At 72.8% G+C, this 15475-nt stretch carries 14 protein-coding genes and 1 pseudogene; 11 read left to right on the top strand and 4 right to left on the bottom strand.

Annotation, left to right across the window (positions count from 1 at the left end; genetic code table 11):
• Positions 1-185 precede the first annotated feature (185 nt).
• From JK359_RS10920 to JK359_RS10895, 6 genes are all read left to right on the top strand, one after another.
• Entirely contained in the window at positions 186-989 is an 804-nt protein-coding gene (locus JK359_RS10920; RefSeq protein WP_201834392.1) for an ABC transporter ATP-binding protein, read from the top strand.
• Positions 989-3499, top strand: coding sequence for an FtsX-like permease family protein (locus JK359_RS39825; protein ID WP_201834390.1), 2511 nt, complete (start codon positions 989-991; stop codon positions 3497-3499). Before JK359_RS10920 ends, JK359_RS39825 begins: the two co-directional genes overlap by 1 nt.
• Positions 3500-3585: 86 nt before the next feature.
• Positions 3586-4884, top strand: coding sequence for a sensor histidine kinase (locus JK359_RS10910; RefSeq protein WP_201834388.1), 1299 nt, complete (start codon positions 3586-3588; stop codon positions 4882-4884).
• Positions 4848-5492: a response regulator gene (locus JK359_RS10905; protein ID WP_201834386.1), complete on the top strand. Its 645-nt coding sequence runs from the start codon at positions 4848-4850 to the stop codon at positions 5490-5492. Before JK359_RS10910 ends, JK359_RS10905 begins: the two co-directional genes overlap by 37 nt.
• 284 nt (positions 5493-5776) lie before the next feature.
• Positions 5777-6532, top strand: coding sequence for a thioesterase II family protein (locus JK359_RS10900; RefSeq protein WP_201834384.1), 756 nt, complete (start codon positions 5777-5779; stop codon positions 6530-6532).
• Complete coding sequence (locus tag JK359_RS10895) at positions 6529-7383, top strand: SDR family oxidoreductase (protein ID WP_201834382.1); 855 nt, start codon at positions 6529-6531, stop codon at positions 7381-7383. The genes JK359_RS10900 and JK359_RS10895 overlap by 4 nt, the downstream gene beginning before the upstream one ends.
• A 161-nt stretch (positions 7384-7544) precedes the next feature.
• On the opposite strand, the gene JK359_RS10890 is transcribed toward JK359_RS10895, so the two are convergent.
• Entirely contained in the window at positions 7545-8471 is a 927-nt protein-coding gene (locus JK359_RS10890) for an AraC family transcriptional regulator (protein WP_201834380.1), read from the bottom strand.
• A gap of 100 nt (positions 8472-8571) precedes the next feature.
• Between JK359_RS10890 and JK359_RS10885 the strand changes: the two genes are divergently transcribed.
• Entirely contained in the window at positions 8572-9489 is a 918-nt protein-coding gene (locus JK359_RS10885; protein ID WP_201834378.1) for an MBL fold metallo-hydrolase, read from the top strand.
• A gap of 28 nt (positions 9490-9517) precedes the next feature.
• Positions 9518-9949, top strand: a pseudogene (locus JK359_RS10880) (3'-5' exonuclease); the annotation flags it as partial.
• Positions 9950-10168: 219 nt separating this feature from the next.
• On the opposite strand, the gene JK359_RS10875 reads toward JK359_RS10880, so the two are convergent.
• Genes JK359_RS10875 through JK359_RS10865 form a run of 3 tightly spaced genes read right to left on the bottom strand, consistent with a single transcriptional unit; the run spans position 10169 to position 12910 of the window.
• Positions 10169-10360 (bottom strand): ferredoxin, encoded by a 192-nt coding sequence (locus tag JK359_RS10875; protein ID WP_201834375.1) that lies wholly within the window; start codon positions 10358-10360, stop codon positions 10169-10171.
• A 25-nt stretch (positions 10361-10385) separates the two neighbouring features.
• Entirely contained in the window at positions 10386-11621 is a 1236-nt protein-coding gene (locus JK359_RS10870) for a cytochrome P450 (protein ID WP_201834373.1), read from the bottom strand.
• A 56-nt stretch (positions 11622-11677) separates the two neighbouring features.
• Positions 11678-12910, bottom strand: a complete 1233-nt coding sequence (locus JK359_RS10865; protein ID WP_201834736.1) for a cytochrome P450 — start codon at positions 12908-12910, stop codon at positions 11678-11680.
• A 363-nt stretch (positions 12911-13273) separates the two neighbouring features.
• Between JK359_RS10865 and JK359_RS10860 the strand changes: the two genes are divergently transcribed.
• The 3 genes from JK359_RS10860 (at position 13274) to JK359_RS10850 (ending at position 15465) form a co-directional block, all read left to right on the top strand.
• A complete protein-coding gene (locus JK359_RS10860; RefSeq protein ID WP_201834371.1) occupies positions 13274-14170 on the top strand; it encodes a proline iminopeptidase-family hydrolase in 897 nt (298 codons plus the stop codon).
• Between the two features lie 71 nt (positions 14171-14241).
• Positions 14242-15177, top strand: coding sequence for an ACP S-malonyltransferase (locus tag JK359_RS10855; RefSeq protein ID WP_201834369.1), 936 nt, complete (start codon positions 14242-14244; stop codon positions 15175-15177).
• Between the two features lie 36 nt (positions 15178-15213).
• Complete coding sequence (locus JK359_RS10850; protein ID WP_201834367.1) at positions 15214-15465, top strand: phosphopantetheine-binding protein; 252 nt, start codon at positions 15214-15216, stop codon at positions 15463-15465.
• Positions 15466-15475 lie beyond the last annotated feature (10 nt).

Genomic DNA, 15475 nt, shown 5'->3' with positions numbered 1-15475 from the left:
CCCGGCACAAAACTGCGGACACCGCGGCACAAAGCTGGCGGGTGCCTGCCGGTACCTGTCGTACCGAGGTAGAGAAACCTCTACCTCGAACCGGCCGGAGAATGCCAATGTGCCGGCGGCTCACCGTTCCTAATCTTGACCTCAGACACCGCGTGACAAGCGCGATATCTCATAGGGGAGCCCCAGTGCACACTTCACACGACCTCCGCCGGGCGGAGGCGGTACGGCTGGACGCCGTGTCGAAGACGTACGGCCGAGGAGACAGCCAGGTGGCCGCACTCCGGGGGCTCACCATGAGCTTCGCCGACGGCACCTTCACCGCCGTCATGGGGCCCTCCGGGTCCGGCAAGAGCACCTTCCTGCACTGCGCCGCGGGCCTGGTCCGGCCCACCTCCGGCACGGTCACCGTCGGCGGCACCGACCTCGCGGGGCTGGACGACACCCGGCTGACCAAGCTGCGCCGCGACCGGATCGGCTTCATCTTCCAGTCCTTCAACCTGCTGCCCGCGCTGACGGTCATGCAGAACATCACGCTGCCGCTGCAACTGGCCGGGCAGCGGCCCGACAAGGCCCTGATCCGCAACGTCGTACAGCGCGTCGGCCTGGCCGAGCGGCTCGGCCACCTGCCGTCCCAGCTGTCCGGCGGCCAGCAGCAGCGCGTCGCCATCGCCCGCGCCCTGGTGACCCGCCCCGCCGTCGTCTTCGCCGACGAACCCACCGGCGCCCTCGACACCCGCACCGCCGCCACTGTGCTGGCCCTGCTGCGCGAGTCCGTCGACACCACCCGCCAGACGCTGGTCATGGTCACCCACGACCCGGTGGCCGCCTCCTACGCCGACCGCGTCGTCTTCCTGGCCGACGGCACCTTCGCCGGCGAACTGCACCGGCCCACGGCCGACGCCGTCGCGGCCCGCATGACCAGGCTCGGCGCCTGGGAGGACGACACCCACCGGCAGGCCTCGGCCCAGCCCTCCGGGGGTCGGTACTGATGTGGCGACTGGCACTGCGCACCCTGAAGTTCCGCAGGACGAGCTTCGTCGCGACCTTCCTCGCCATGTTCCTCGGCGCCGCGATCGTCATCGGCTGCGGCGGCCTGATGGAGACGGGCGTCCGCATGGCCGCCGACCCGCAGCGCCTCCAGGGCGCCCCGGTCGTCGTCACCGGACGGCAGACCCACGAGTCGTCCGCCCTGACCGAACGTCACCGCATCGACCCCGCACTGGTCGGCGAGGTGGCCGAGGCCCACGGCGTACGCAGGGCCGTCGGCGACGTGTCGTTCCCGGCCACCGTCCTCAAGGACGGCAAGCCGCTGACCGGCAAGTCCGGCTCGTACGGCCACGGCTGGGCCGCGGCGCGGCTCACCCCCTATGCACTCGCCGCCGGTAAACCCCCCGTCGCCGGCGGCGAGGTAGTTCTCGACGCGGACCTCGCCCGGCGGGCCGGCGCCCGCGCGGGGTCCACGGTCGACGTCGTCGTCCAGGGCACCACCCGCAGGCTCCGGGTCAGCGGCGTCGCCGAACAGCACGGCGACGGCAACCCCGACGCCGCCGTGTTCTTCACGGACGACGAGGCACGCGCCCTCGCCGGTGGCCGGATCGACTCCATCGGCGTCCTGCCCGAGCCGGGCACCGGCACCGCCGCCGTCGCGGACGCCGTACGCACCGCCGTCGGCGACCGCGCCGAGGTGCTCACCGGCGAGCGCCGAGGCCTGGCCGAACTGCCCGGCACCCTCGCCGGCCGGCGCACCGTCGTCATCCTCGCCGCCGTCTTCGGCTCGTCGGTGGTGCTGATCGTCATGTTCGGCGTCGCCTCCACGCTCGGCCTCTCCCTCCAGCAGCGCGCCCGCGAGATGGCCCTGCTGCGCGCCGTCGGCTCCACCCCGCAGCAGCTGCGCCGCATGATCCTCACCGAGACGGCGGTGCTGTCGGCGGGATCCGTGCTGCTCGCCCTGGCACCCGGATACGCCATCGGCCGGCTGCTGTTCGGGGTGCTGACCTCCAGCGCAGTGGTGTCACCGGAGATCGTCTACCACGCCGGCTGGATCCCGATGGCCGTCGGAGCGGTCGTCACCGTGCTCGCCGCGGCCGGCGCCACCCGGTTCGCCGGACGGCGGGCCGCCCGCACCGAACCGGTCGCCGCGCTGGCCGAATCCACCGCCGGCACCCGCTGGTTCAGCGTGCCCCGGCTGCTGCTCGCGCTGTTCTTCCTCGCCAACGGCATCGGCCTGGCGATCGCCACCGCCACCGTGATGGAGGACGGCCCCACCCTGGCCAGCACCGCCGGACCCGCCTCCGTACTGTTCGGCATCGGTGTCGCCCTGCTCGCGCCGGGCATCACCAAGGCCATGGTGGCGCTGCTGCGGCTTCCGGTGCGCGCCCTGTCCGGGCTGTCCGGGCAGCTCGCACTGCGCAACGCCGCCACCGCCAACGTCCGCATGGCGGGCGCCGTGGCGCCGATCGTCCTGCTCATCGGCATCGCCACCGGCACCCTGTACATGCAGTCCACCGAGGACCACGTCTCCCGGACCTCCTACGACCGGAACATCCTCGCCGACTACGTACTCGACTCCACGACGGGCGGATTCGCCCCCGGCACCGTCGACCGGGTGCGCGCCGTACCCGGTGTGGCCGCGGCCTCGGAGTTCGTCACCAGCCGCGGCTTCGTGGACCGCCCCGGCCGCCCGGCCGACGTCGACCTGCGCGGGGTCTCCGCGGACGGCGTGCGGCAGAGCCTCGACCTGCCCGTGATCGCCGGCTCCCTGACCGGCCTGCGCGGCGACACCGTGGCCCTGTCCGACAAGAAGGCCCGCGAGTACGGCGTGCGGGTCGGCGACCGGCTGCCGATGCACCTCGGCGACGGCACCGCGGTGCGCCCCACCGTCGTGGCCCTCTACACCGACAACCCCAAGCAGGAGTACCTGACGCTGCCCGCGCAGGCGCTCGCCCCGCACACCGGGGACGGGCTGCCGCACCAGATCCTGGTCCGCACCGCACCCGGCGCCGGCGCCGGGGTCCACGGCCGCCTGGCGGCGCTGGCCTCCTCGGTGCCCGGCACCGAACTGGACGACAGCTCCTCACTGGCCGGCCGGAACAACCAGATCCAGCAGATCCTGGTGTCCGCCAACTACACGATCGTCGCCATGATCGTGGGGTACGCCGCGATCACCGTCGTCAACACCCTCGTGTCCGTGACCCGGAAACGGCGCGCGGAGTTCGGACTCCAGCAGCTCACCGGCGCCACCCGCGCCCAGGTGCTCGGCATGCTGACCGTCGAGGGTGTGCTGATCGGCGTCATCGCCACCGTCCTCGGCACCATCGCCTCCGCGACGACCATCGTCCCCTACAGCCTCGTCAAGAGCGACTCGTACCTGCCCTCCGGCTCCATCGGCACCTACCTCGTCATCGTCGGCGGCTCACTGCTGCTGGTGTTCGGCGCCACGCTGCTGCCCTCGTGGCGGGGGATGCGCACCCCCGCGGTGGAGACGGTGAAGGCCGCGTGACCCACCCCCTGACCGGGCCGTCCCCGCTCCCCCCGGGCGGGGACGGCCCCTCCATGACCGCGGGGCGGGGATGGGAGCATGAGGGCATGACGTCTGTGGCGGTCCCCTGGCGCGGCCGGCTCGGCCGCGCCGCCCTGGACACCCTGGTCGGCGTGGCGGTGGCCACCGGAGCCCTGCTCTCGGTCGTCCTCTTCGTCACCACCGCCTACTTCATCATCCTGTGCCTGATCGGTATCGGCTTTCTCGCGCTGCCCTACCTGACCCGGGCGGTGCGCCGGCTGTGCGACCTCAACCGGCGCGTGGCCGCCCGCTCCGGTGTCCCGGTCGAACGGCCCTACCGGCCCGAACCGGAGGAGATCGAGAAGGACATCGTCGGCTGGATGCGCCGCTGCAAGTGGATCCTCGCCGACCCGGCCACCTGGCGGGACCTGCTGTGGCTGCTGCTCAACTGTGCCGTCGGCCTGCTCGGTTTCGTGCCGGCCGGCCTGCTCTACTACGCGGGGGAGGGGCTGGTCCTGGCCGGCGGCCTGTGGCAGCCCCTCGCGGAGGACGGCCAGGGCCGCTGGTACGCCTCCGTCACCGTCGACAGCTGGCCGGCCGCGACGGCCGCCGGTCTGCTGGCACTCGCCGTACTGACCGGCTGGCTCTTCCTCGGGCCGCTGGTGCTCAAGGGGTACGCCTACTTCGTCCGCCTCCTGCTCGGCCCGACCCGGCAGGCTCAACTCGCCTCCCGCGTCCAGCACTTGTCCGAGACCCGGTCCGGTGCCCTGGACATCCAGGCCGCCGAGCTGCGCCGCATCGAGCGCGACCTGCACGACGGGGCGCAGGCCCGGCTCGTCAGCCTCGGCCTGCAACTCGGCGCCGTCGACCGGAAGATGAACCAGGACCCCGACGAGGCGCGGCGGCTGCTGCGGCAGGCGCGCACCTCGTCGGTGCAGGCCCTGCGTGAACTGCGCGACCTGGTGCACGGCATCCACCCGCCGGTCCTCGCCGAACGCGGCCTGGCCGACGCGCTGCGCGCCCTCGGCCTGGCCAGCCCCCTGCAGGTCACCACCGTGGTCGACCTGCCCGGCGGACTGCCCGACCCGGTCGAGTCCGCGGTCTACTTCGCGGTCTCGGAACTGCTCACCAACGCCCTCAAGCACGCCGACGCGCAGCGCGTGGAGATCGTCGCCTGGCACGCCGACGGCACCCTGCACGCCCGCGTCAGCGACGACGGCCGGGGTGGCGCGGACCTGTCGGCCGGGAGCGGTCTGGAGGGCATCCGGCGGCGGCTGGCATCCTTTGACGGGATCCTGGAGACCGACAGTCCCCCGGGCGGTCCGACCGTGATGAAGATGGAGCTACCGTGCGCGTTGTCCTCGCCGAAGACCTCTTCCTCCTGAGGCAGGGGATCATCCAGCTGCTGGAGGCGTACGAGTTCGAGGTGGTAGCCGCCGTCGACAACGGCACGGACCTCGCCGCCGCGATCGCCGAGCACCGGCCCGACGTGGCCGTCGTCGACGTACGGCTGCCCCCCACCTTCACCACCGAGGGCCTCCAGGCGGCCCTGCGCGCCCGCCGTGACCAGCCCGGCCTGCCGATCCTCGTGCTCTCCCAGCACGTCGAGCAGATGTACGCCCGCGAGCTGCTCGCCGACGGCACCGGCGGCATCGGCTACCTGCTCAAGGACAGCGTCCTGGACGACGAGCAGTTCATCGACGCCGTACGACGGGTCGCCGCCGGCGGAACGGCCATGGACGCCGCCGTGGTCGCCCAGCTGATGACCAGTCACTCCCGGGACGAACCGCTCGCCGCGCTCACCGCACGCGAGCGCGAGGTACTGGAACTCATGGCCGAGGGCTGCTCGAACACGGCGATCGCCCAGCGGCTCACCGTCACCGAGGGCGCCGCGGCCAAGCACATCTCCAACATCTTCACCAAGCTGATGCTGCCGCCGTCGAGCGACAGCAACCGACGCGTGCTCGCGGTGCTGGCCTACCTCAACGCCTGAGCACGCACGCCGGGGACGGCGGGGCGTTCCGGCGTCCGGGACCGGGCGCGCGCGGGGGCGGCGGGGGTCGGTGTCCGGGCCGGGCGCACGCCGGGGCGGCGGGGGTCGGTGTCAAAGCCGCGCGCGCCGGGGCGGCCGCGGGGGGGGGGGGGGCGGTGTCCGGAACCCGGGCGGACCCGTTGGGGCCGGTAGGGGTGTCCGGCCGGGGCCGGGGCGCACCAGACTGCTGGGGCATCTCCCGTGCCGTGCACGGCAGTCACCGCCCCGAAGGGAACACCCGCCCCATGACCACGCTCACCGAGCACGACCGCTTGTGGATCCGCCGCTACCACCCCCGACCGGACGCGGCGGCCAGGCTCGTGTGCCTGCCGCACGCGGGCGGCTCGGCGAGCTTCTACCACCGGGTGTCGGCGGGCATGCCGCCTTTCGTGGACGTGCTCGCCGTGCAGTACCCGGGCCGCCAGGACCGGCGGGGCGAACCGTGCGCCGCGAGCATCGGCGAACTCGCCGAGCAGGTCACCTCCGTACTGCTGCCGTGGACCGACCGCCCCCTGCTCCTCTTCGGCCACAGCATGGGCGCGACCCTGGGCTTCGAGGTGGCCCGCAGGCTGCAACGCGACCACGGCGTCGTCCCGCGGGCGCTGTTCGCCTCCGCCCGCCGCGCCCCGTCCTGCCCCCGCGACGAGAGCGTCCATCTGCGCGACGACGACGGACTGGTCGCGGAGATGCGGCTGCTGAGCGGCACGGACTCGGCCATCCTCGACGACGAGGAGCTGATCCGGATGGCCCTGCCCGCGATCCGTGCCGACTACCGGGCCGCCGAGACCTACGTCTACGAGCCGGGCCCGAACCTGCGCTGCCCCGTCGTCGGCCTGGTCGGCGACGACGACCCCAAGGTCACCGTGGACGAGGCACGCGCCTGGTCCCGCCACACCGACGCGTCCTTCGGCTTCCACGTCTTCAAGGGCGGGCACTTCTACCTGACGGCCCACCAGGACGCGGTCCTCGGACTCCTGGCGAAGCAGGCGGTGCGGGCATGAGGGCGGTCCTCGTCACCGGTTGCAGCAGCGGCATCGGCCTGGAGACGGCGCTGGCGTTCGCACGGCGGGGAGACCGCGTGCACGCCTGCGTACGCAACCCCGCCGGCGCCGGGGAACTGCTGCGCCGTGCCCACGCCGAGAACCTCACCCTCGACGTCCCCCGGCTGGACGTCACCGACGACGCCTCCGTCACCGCCGCCGTCGCCGCGGTGCAGGACCGGCACGGACCGGTCGACGTCCTGGTCAACAACGCCGGGATCGACGTCACCGGACCCGTGGAGACCCTGCCCCTCGACCGGGCCCGCGACCTCGTGGAGACCAACTTCTGGGGCCCGCTGCGCATGGCCCGCGCCGTGCTGCCAGGGATGCGCGCCCGCGGCAGCGGTGTCGTCGTCAACGTCTCCTCGCTCGCGGGGCGGACGTTCGCCGTGCCCCACGGCGGCTTCTACGCGGCGAGCAAGGCCGCCCTGGGCGCCCTCAGCGAGGCCCTGCACGCGGAGGTCCAGCCCTTCGGCATCCGTGTGGTCTGCCTCGAGCCGGGCAGCTTCGCCTCCGCCATCCAGCGCAGGTCCGCCGCTCCGCAGCCCTCTGCGTCCGACCCCTACGCCGCGGACCACGCCTGGCTGGCCCGGTTCCTCGCCCGCGTGGCGGAGGGCGCCGCGGACTGCAGCGAGGCGGCCGGGGCGGTCGTCGCCGCCGCCGACGACCCCGGCACGCCCCTGCACACGGTGGTCGGCAAGGACGCGGAGGAGGCGCTGCAGTTGCTGACGGGCCTCTCCCACGAGCAGTGGCTGCCCCGGTTCCTGGAGCATGCGGAGTCCCTCGCGGGCCCGCGCCCCCACCGGCCCTGAACGGCACCCGCCCCACGGGCCTGAACGGCTCCCGCTCCAGCGGCTCTGAACAGCTCCCGCTCCACAGGCCTGAACGGCGCCCGCTCCAGCGGCTCTGAACAGCTCCCGCTCCACAGGCCTGAACGGCGCCCGCTCCGCCGGCCGTGGCCCGGCCCCGCCGGTCAGGCCGCCGGTGACCGGTCCGCGTTCGCGGCCCGGTAACGCCCGGGCGTCGTGCCGAACTCCCGCTCGAAGGCGTGCGAGAGCGCGTAGGGGCTGCCGTAGCCGACTCGGCCGGCGATGGTGGCCAGCGTCTCCTGGGAGTCCCGGAGCAGGGCGGCGGCGAGCGTCAGACGCCACCACGTGAGGTACGTCATCGGCGGACGGCCGACGAGGGCGGTGAACCGGCGCGCCAGGGTGGGGCGGGACACGCCCGCCTCCGCGGCCAGGCGGTCGTTGGTCCACCCGGCGGCCGGGTCCGAGTGCAGCGCCCGCAGGGCCGCGGCCGTCACCGGATCGCCCAGCACACCGGGCCAGGTTCCGCTGGTGGCCTCGGTCATCCAGGAGCGGATCATGTAGACGAGGAGCAGATCGAGCAGGCTGGGGAGCGCGATGCAGGAGCCGGGCCGCCTGGCGTCCAGTTCGCCGGCGAGCAGGTCGATCGCCGCGCGGAGTTCCACGTGGCGGCCCACGCGCTGGGGAAGGTGGACGGCATCGGGCAGTTCAGCCATGAGCGGGTGCAGCCGGCTGCGGTCGAGCCGGTACTTGCCGCACAGCAGCTCCGTCCCGCCCTGATCGGACCTGGCCCGCGGTTCCGTCCCCGCCCGCCAGCGCTCGAACGGCACCGCCTTCTCCACAGCGGCCGCGTCGGCCGGTGAATCGGCGATCACATGGCCGGCGCCGTGGGGCAGCAGCACCGCGTCCCCCACGCCGAGGGACACCGGCTCGGCGCCGTCGGGCAGCAGCCAGCAGCTGCCCTTCAGGACGACGTGGAAGCCCGCGCCGGCGTACGGGGCCAGCCGGGCACACCAACTCCCGGTCACCCGCACCCGGTGGGACGAGGGCTGCCCCAGGCGCACGGCGGAGATCGCGTCACTCACCACATCCATCCCCGCAGGATATCCACCACATCCGTGGTGAGACGCACGCGTATTCCGTTGAGCCGGATGCGCATTGAGGAGATCGTCCGGTGTGCCTAGGGTCGAACGCATGACGAACGAGAACGTGCAGCGCATGGTGCTGGGGGACGTCGAGGTCATCCGGGTCGTCGAGTGGCAGGGCCCGTTCGCGCCCACGTCCGGCCTGGTCCCGGACGTCACTGCCGATGTGTGGAAGGACAACGAGGTCTGGCTGGCGCCGGACCACTGGGACCCGGTCGGCGACCGTGCGACGGTCGCGCTGCAGACCTGGGTCCTGCGCAGCGGTGGGCGCACCGTCCTGGTCGACACCGGCGTGGGCAACGGGCGCGAGCGACCCGGTTCCCCGGGATTCCACCACTGGCAAGGGGACTTCCTCGGCCTCCTGGCGAAGACGGGTGTCCGCCCGCAGGATGTCGACGTCGTCGTCAACACCCACATCCACGGAGATCACGTCGGCTGGAACACCATGGACGTCGACGGGGAATGGGTGCCGACCTTCCCGCACGCCGAGTACCTCCTCCCGGCGGCCGACGACTTCCACTTCGGTCCGGACAACGCGTACGGCAACGGGCTCCGGGTGGACGACCGGCTGATCTACGAGGACAGCATCGCGCCGGTCCACCGCAGCGGCCAGGCGGTGCTGTGGGACGGCCTCCACCGCATCGACGAGCACCTCACGCTGGAGTCCGCGCCCGGTCACACCCCCGGCTCGTCCGTGCTGAGACTCGCCTCGGGGACCGACCGGGCCGTCTTCGTCGGAGACCTGCTGCACAGCCCGGTGCAGATCCTGCGGCCCTCCTGCAACAGCTGCTTCTGCATGGCCCCGGAACAGGCGGCCGCCAGTCGCCGGCGGATCCTCGGGCGGGCCGCCGACGACCGGGAGCTGGTCGTGCCCGCGCACTTCGGTGGCGCGGGTGCGGTGGAAGTCCGGCGCGGGGCCGACGGGTTCACCCTCGGCCCCTGGGCGACGGACCGCCCCGCGCGGTGAGCCGGACGAGCAGCGTGCCCGGAACGCACCGAGGCACCGCATCCTGGTGCGGCCGGCGCGCTCCCGGGTCAGCGCCTTCTGCGCCCGGCTGACCGGGCTGACGCAGGCCGAGGTGGCGGGCGGGGTCCCGTTCGCCGAGGCATGCCGGACGCTCGTCGAGGAGTACGACGCCCGCCGCCGCCCCTGGGCGAGCTGGGGCGACTACGACCGGCGTCAGTTCGAGCGCCAGTGCCGGGCCGCCGCGGTGGCCTATCCGTTCGGGCGTCCGGCGGAGGCGGGGCACACCAACGCCAAGGTGGTGTTCACCGAGGCGTACGGGCTCCGCAAGCGCCCCGGCATGGACGGCGCACTGTGCATCGCCGGTCTGCCGCTGGAAGGCCGGCACCACCGCGGTGAGGACGACGCGTGGAACATCGCCGCCCTCGTCCTCGATCTCGCCCGGCGCGGTGCCTGGGCGTAGACCGGCCGGCCGGCGGGCGACGGCCGGTGCGGCACCAGGCGGCACGGGGACCGGCGCGCGCCGCCTCCCAGGGGCTGCCGGCCGCCATGAGGGCCCGCCGGGCACGCAGGCCCCGGGGAGGCACGCCCGCGGCGAGCACGCCGGTGATCCGGTCGCCGGTGCGGTAGGCGACGAGGACCCGCTTCCTGACGCGGTCACCCGCACACCTTCTCCAGGTTCTCAGTCGTGCACGCGGATGGTGCGGGACGGGCACAGGTCGACGGCCTGGAGGACCTCCCCGCGCAGTTCCTCGGCCGGACTCTCCCGCAGCACGACGACGAGTCCGTCGGCGTCCTGGTCGAACACCTCGGGGCTGAGCAGCGCGCACTGGCCGGAGCCCACGCACCGGTCGCGATCGGTGCTGACACGCATGGGAGGGACTCCTTCGGTTCGGCCGTCACCAGGTGACGGGGAGTGCGTAGACGCCGTACACCATGGCGTCGTCCTTGAAGCGCAGTTCGTCCGGCTCGGCCGCCAGACGCAGACCGGGGATACGGCGCAGCAGCGTGCCGTAGACGGCCTCCAGCTCCACCCGCGCCAGGTTGGCGCCGATGCACTGGTGGATGCCGTAGCCGAACGCGAGGTGACTGCGGGCCTCCTTGCGATGGATGTCGAGGGTGCCCGGGTCCGGGAAGACCGACTCGTCGTGGTCGGCGGCGTTGTTCAGGGCGAGGATGCCCTCACCTGCCCGGATGGTCACGTCACCGACCTCGATGTCCGCCACCGCCACCCGCGCCGTGCCGGAGTCGGAGATGGAGAAGACGCGGAGCAACTCCTCGACGGCGTTCGGGAGGAGAGCGGGGTCCGCCCGCAGCTCGGCCAGCTGCTCCGGGTGCCGCAGCAGCGCCAGCACACCCAGGGCGATCATGTTGGCCGTCGTCTCGTGGCCGCCGACCAGCATCAGGCGCGCCATCGTCACCACGTCGACGTGGTCGGCGACCTGCTCGGTGCGGTTCTTCTCCAGGAAACGGCTGATGAGGTCGTCGCCCGGCTCCTTCTCCTTGAGGGTGACGAGCTTGTCCAGGTACATGTCCAGGGCCTGCACCGCCGCCCCGTACTCCGCCGGGCTCAGCTCGTGGTTCATCATCGCCGCCGACCACTCCTCGAACCGGGCGTGGTCCTCGTACGGCACCCCGAGCAGCTCGCAGATCACCAGCGAGGGCACCGGCAGCGCGAGCGCGGTGACCAGGTCCACCGGGCCGCCCGCGGCCAGCATGGCGTCCACACGCTCGTCGACGATCTCCTGGATGCGCGGGCGCATCTCCCTGACCCGCCGGGCGGTGAACTCCGGGATCAGCATGCGCCGGTGCGCCGAGTGCTCGGGCGGGTCCATGTTCAGCATCATCAGCCGGACCTGCGCCAGCATCTCCTCCGGGATGTGGAACTGGTGCGGGTAGCCCGGCAGCTTCAGGTTGGAACTGACCCGGCCGTCGCCCAGCACCTGCCGGACGTGCTCGTGCCGGGTGACCAGCCAGGTCGGCTTGCCGTTGACCTTCAGCGCGGCGCGCGAGACGGGGTCCTCGGCACGCATCGCGGCGTACTCGCGCGGCTCGCTGAACGGACAGGTGCGCCGCATCGGGAACTGCGGAAGCGGCGGCCCGGCCTCGGGCACGGCGTCGGCGGACTGGGTCATGGCTGCCTTTCGGGAAGGGGGCGGTGACGGAACGGTGCGGTGCGGGGTGTCCGCCGTCACCAGGTGACGGGCAGCTCGTACAGGCCGTAGACGATGGCGTCGTCCTTGAACCGCAGCTCCTGCACCGGGGTGGCCAGGCGCAGGGTCGGGACGCGCCGCAGCAGCGTCGTGTAGACGACGTCCAGCTCCATGCGCGCCAGGTTCTGGCCGATGCACTGGTGGACGCCGTAGCCGAAGGCGAGGTGGCTGCGGGCCTCGCGCCGCACGTCCAGGCGGTCGGGGTCGGGGAAGACCCGCTCGTCGTGGTTGGCGGCGTTGTTGAGCGGCAGGATGCCGTCGCCGGCCCGGATGGTGACCCCGCCCAGTTCGATGTCCTCCAGGGCGACCCGGGCGGTGCCCGCGTCGGAGATGGAGAAGAAGCGCAGCAGTTCCTCGACCGCCTTCGGCATCAGCTCCGGCTCCGCGCGGACGGCGGCGAGCTGCCCGGGGTGCTCCAGCAGGGCCAGCACACCCAGCGCGATCATGTTCGCGGTGGTCTCGTGCCCGGTCACCAGCATCAGCTTGGCCATGCTGACGATGTCGGAGTGCTCCACCGCGGGCGCGTGCCGGTTGAACTCGATCAGCCGGCTGATCATGTCGTCGCCCGGCTCGCTCTCCTTGGCGGTGACCAGGCCGTCCACGTACCGGTCGAGTTCGTAGTGCGCGCGGCCCCGGTCCTCGTCGCTGATGTCGTGGTTCATGATGGCCCACGCCCACTCCTCGAACCGGCCGTGGTCTTCGTAGGGGACGCCGAGCAGTTCGCAGATCACCAGCGAGGGCACCGGCAGCGCGAGGGCGGTGACCAGGTCCACCGGGGACTCGGTGCCCATGGCGAGCATCAGGTCGGTCTGCTGGTCCACGATCTGCTGCACCCGGCCGCGCAGCTCCCGCATCCGGCGGACGCTGAACTCCGGTGCCAGCATGCGCCGCTGGACGGTGTGGTCCGGCGGGTCCATGGACAGGAAGGTGAGCGGCACCGACTGGAGGACCTCGTCCGGCACCGGCACCTGCAGGGGATACCCGGGCAGCTTCAGGTTCGCGCTGACCCGCGCGTCCCCCAGCAGCCTCTTGTACAGGTCGTGCCGGGTGACCAGCCAGGTCCGCTTGCCGTTGACCTTGAGCCGCGCCCGGGAGACCGGCTCGGTCCCGCGCAGCTCGGCGTAGGCGGCCGGCGGGCTGAAGGGACAGGCCCGCCGCATCGGGAACTCCGGCAGCGCGGCGTCGTCGGCCGGTTCGGCAGGTGCAGTCATCATGTCCTCTTCGCACGGGAGGGAACGGGACGCGCCGGTGCCGGAGCGGGTCCGGTCTCGGCGCCGGTGCGGCGCTGTCGGCCGTCTCCCGCACGCTAGGCAGGCCCGGCCGGGAGCCCCAACCCCTAGGCGCCCCTAGGGCTTCGGGGCACGTCGCCGGACCGCCACCGGCCCCCGGGGCCCCCAGTCCGCCCGCACAGCGCCTAGGGGCGGTTAGGGGTCTGGTGGCGGCGCGGGCCCGGTTAGCGTCGGCAGCGGACCACGGCAGATGTGCGGAGTGCTCTCGGCCCCGGCTCGCCGGTCCCGGCCGGCGTCTCTTCCCCGGCCGCCGCCGCGTTCCGCAGCCGAGCAGAGGTGATCAGCGTGTCCCCGGAAGCCAGTGCGAAGGGCACCGTCCCCTTCGGGGAGTACCGGACCTGGTACCGGGTGACCGGTGAACTGCGCGCGGGACGGCCCGCGGTCGTCGCCGTGCACGGAGGGCCCGGCAGCACCCACGACTACCTGCTGCCGCTCGCCCGCCTCGCGGAGGACGGCTGGCCCGTCGTCCACTACGACCAGCTCGGCAACGGCGGCTCCACCCACCTGCCCGGCAAGGACGCCGGGTTCTGGACCGTCGAGCTGTTCGAGGCCGAACTGGACAACCTCGTCCGGCAGCTGGGGATCGCCGACGACTACGTGCTGTTCGGCCAGTCCTGGGGCGGCCCGCTGTGCGCCCGGCACGCCATGACCCGCCCGGCCGGACTGCGCGGACTGGTTCTCGCCAACGCGCCGGCCTCCTACCCGCTGTGGCTCAAGGAGATGTCACGGCTGCGCGCCGAGCTGCCGCCTGGCGTGGACGAGACGCTACGGCGCCACGAGGCGGCGGGCACGTACGACAGCGAGGAGTACCTGGCCGCGATGCGGGTCTTCTACGACCGCCACGTGTGCCGGATGACGCCCTGGCCGCGCGACTTCCTCTCCTCCTTCATGGAGATCTACAACGACCCGACCGTCTACTACGCGATGAACGGGCCCAACGAGTTCCATGTCGTCGGCTCCCTGAAGGACTGGTCGATCGTCGGCGAACTGCACCGGATCCGCACCCCGACCCTGATCGTCAGCGGCCGTCACGACGAGGCCACCCCGGCCGTCGTCCAGCCCTACCACGACAGGATCCCCGGGGCCCGCTGGGAGATCTTCGAGGACTCCAGCCACCTTCCCCACCTGGAGGAACCCGAGCGGTTCCGCGAGGTGATGACCGATTTCCTCAAGAGCCTGTGACGCGCGGGAACCCGCGCCGGGCACCAGCCGCCGACGTCCGAGATCCTCTGGAAGGGGGCGGGGACCCCGCCATGGCACACGACACCGCTCTCGTCTTCCCCGGCATGGGCCCCGTCCCCTTCGCCGAGGTGGGCAGGTTCATGGTGGCCGACCCCATCGCCCGGGACCTGGTCGCCGTCGCCGACGAGGCGCTCGGCTACTCGCTCGTGGACGCCTTCCGGACCTCCCCGGGCGACTACTCGGAAGCCGCCCAGGTCGCCTTCTTCGTCAACTGCCTGGCCTGCGCCCACTGGGCCCGTGACCACCTCGGCGTGGAACCGGACATCGTCGCCGGCCCCAGCTTCGGCGAGAAGGCCGCCCTCGCCTACACCGGCGCCCTGGAACTGCCCGACGCGGTCCGCCTGACCGCCGAGATCGCCCGCTGCCTGGAGGAGTACTTCGCCGGGGAGCACAAGGACATCGTCACGCTGTCCTTCGTCCGTGCCCCGCGCGACGGGCTCGACGCGATCCTCGCCGACCTGGACGAGGCGGGGGAGTGGCACGAGATCTCCTGCCACATCGACGACGGCTTCTACATGATCTCCCTCCCCGAGCACCGCGTGCAGTGGACGCAGGAGCGACTGCGCGCCATCGGCAGCCTCCCGCTCTACACCATGCGGCCCCCCATGCACGCCTCGGCGTTCCGCCCGCTGCGCGAGAAGGCCGAACGCGAAGTGGTCTCCCGCTACTCCTTCGCCGACCCCGCCCTGCCCGTCGTCGCCGACCAGGACGGCCGGCTGCTGCGCACCGGCGAGGAGCTGCGCACCATGCTGCTCGACGGCTTCGACCACCCGATGAACTGGCCGAGCGTCACCACGGCCCTGAAGGACGCCGGCGCCCGCCGCCTGTGCGTCGCCGGGCCCGACAGCCTCTTCGGCCGGGTGCCCTGCGCCACCCGCAACTTCGACGTCGTCGCCGCACACCCGCGGCTGGCGATGACCCCGCGACGCCGCTCGCGCGCCGCCTGACCCCGACCGACCCCGACCGACCCGTTGGAGGCCCACGTGTTTGACGACCGGTTCGAACAGATACTCCGCCCCTACCTGCCGTTCCTGCCGCCCCAGGAGGAACTGACACCCGGATCCGACCTGAAGGACCTCGGCCTGGACTCGCTCGGCACCGTCCAGCTCCTCGGCACCCTGGAGGAGGACTACCAGGTCCGCTTCCGCGACAGCGCGCTGACCATGGACACCTTCCGCACCGCCGGGGTGCTGTGGGACACCGTGCAGAGCATGCTGCACCCCGCCGCGAGCTGACGGAGCGGCC

It is taken from the genome of Streptomyces actinomycinicus, from assembly GCF_016741775.1.
Taxonomy (GTDB): domain Bacteria; phylum Actinomycetota; class Actinomycetes; order Streptomycetales; family Streptomycetaceae; genus Streptomyces; species Streptomyces actinomycinicus.
This window is presented reverse-complemented; position numbering and strand designations above follow the sequence as displayed.

Excerpts from the sequence above, each read along its gene's own strand:
- JK359_RS10865 (WP_201834736.1), bottom strand. The coding sequence starts at position 12,910 with ATGACTGCACCTGCCGAACCGGCCGACGACGCCGCGCTGCCGGAGTTC.
- JK359_RS10890 (WP_201834380.1), bottom strand. The coding sequence starts at position 8,471 with ATGGATGTGGTGAGTGACGCGATCTCCGCCGTGCGCCTGGGGCAGCCC.
- JK359_RS10900 (WP_201834384.1), top strand. The coding sequence starts at position 5,777 with ATGACCACGCTCACCGAGCACGACCGCTTGTGGATCCGCCGCTACCAC.
- JK359_RS10910 (WP_201834388.1), top strand. The coding sequence starts at position 3,586 with ATGACGTCTGTGGCGGTCCCCTGGCGCGGCCGGCTCGGCCGCGCCGCC.
- JK359_RS10855 (WP_201834369.1), top strand. The coding sequence starts at position 14,242 with ATGGCACACGACACCGCTCTCGTCTTCCCCGGCATGGGCCCCGTCCCC.
- JK359_RS39825 (WP_201834390.1), top strand. The coding sequence starts at position 989 with ATGTGGCGACTGGCACTGCGCACCCTGAAGTTCCGCAGGACGAGCTTC.
- JK359_RS10885 (WP_201834378.1), top strand. The coding sequence starts at position 8,572 with ATGACGAACGAGAACGTGCAGCGCATGGTGCTGGGGGACGTCGAGGTC.
- JK359_RS10895 (WP_201834382.1), top strand. The coding sequence starts at position 6,529 with ATGAGGGCGGTCCTCGTCACCGGTTGCAGCAGCGGCATCGGCCTGGAG.
- JK359_RS10875 (WP_201834375.1), bottom strand. The coding sequence starts at position 10,360 with ATGCGTGTCAGCACCGATCGCGACCGGTGCGTGGGCTCCGGCCAGTGC.
- JK359_RS10870 (WP_201834373.1), bottom strand. The coding sequence starts at position 11,621 with ATGACCCAGTCCGCCGACGCCGTGCCCGAGGCCGGGCCGCCGCTTCCG.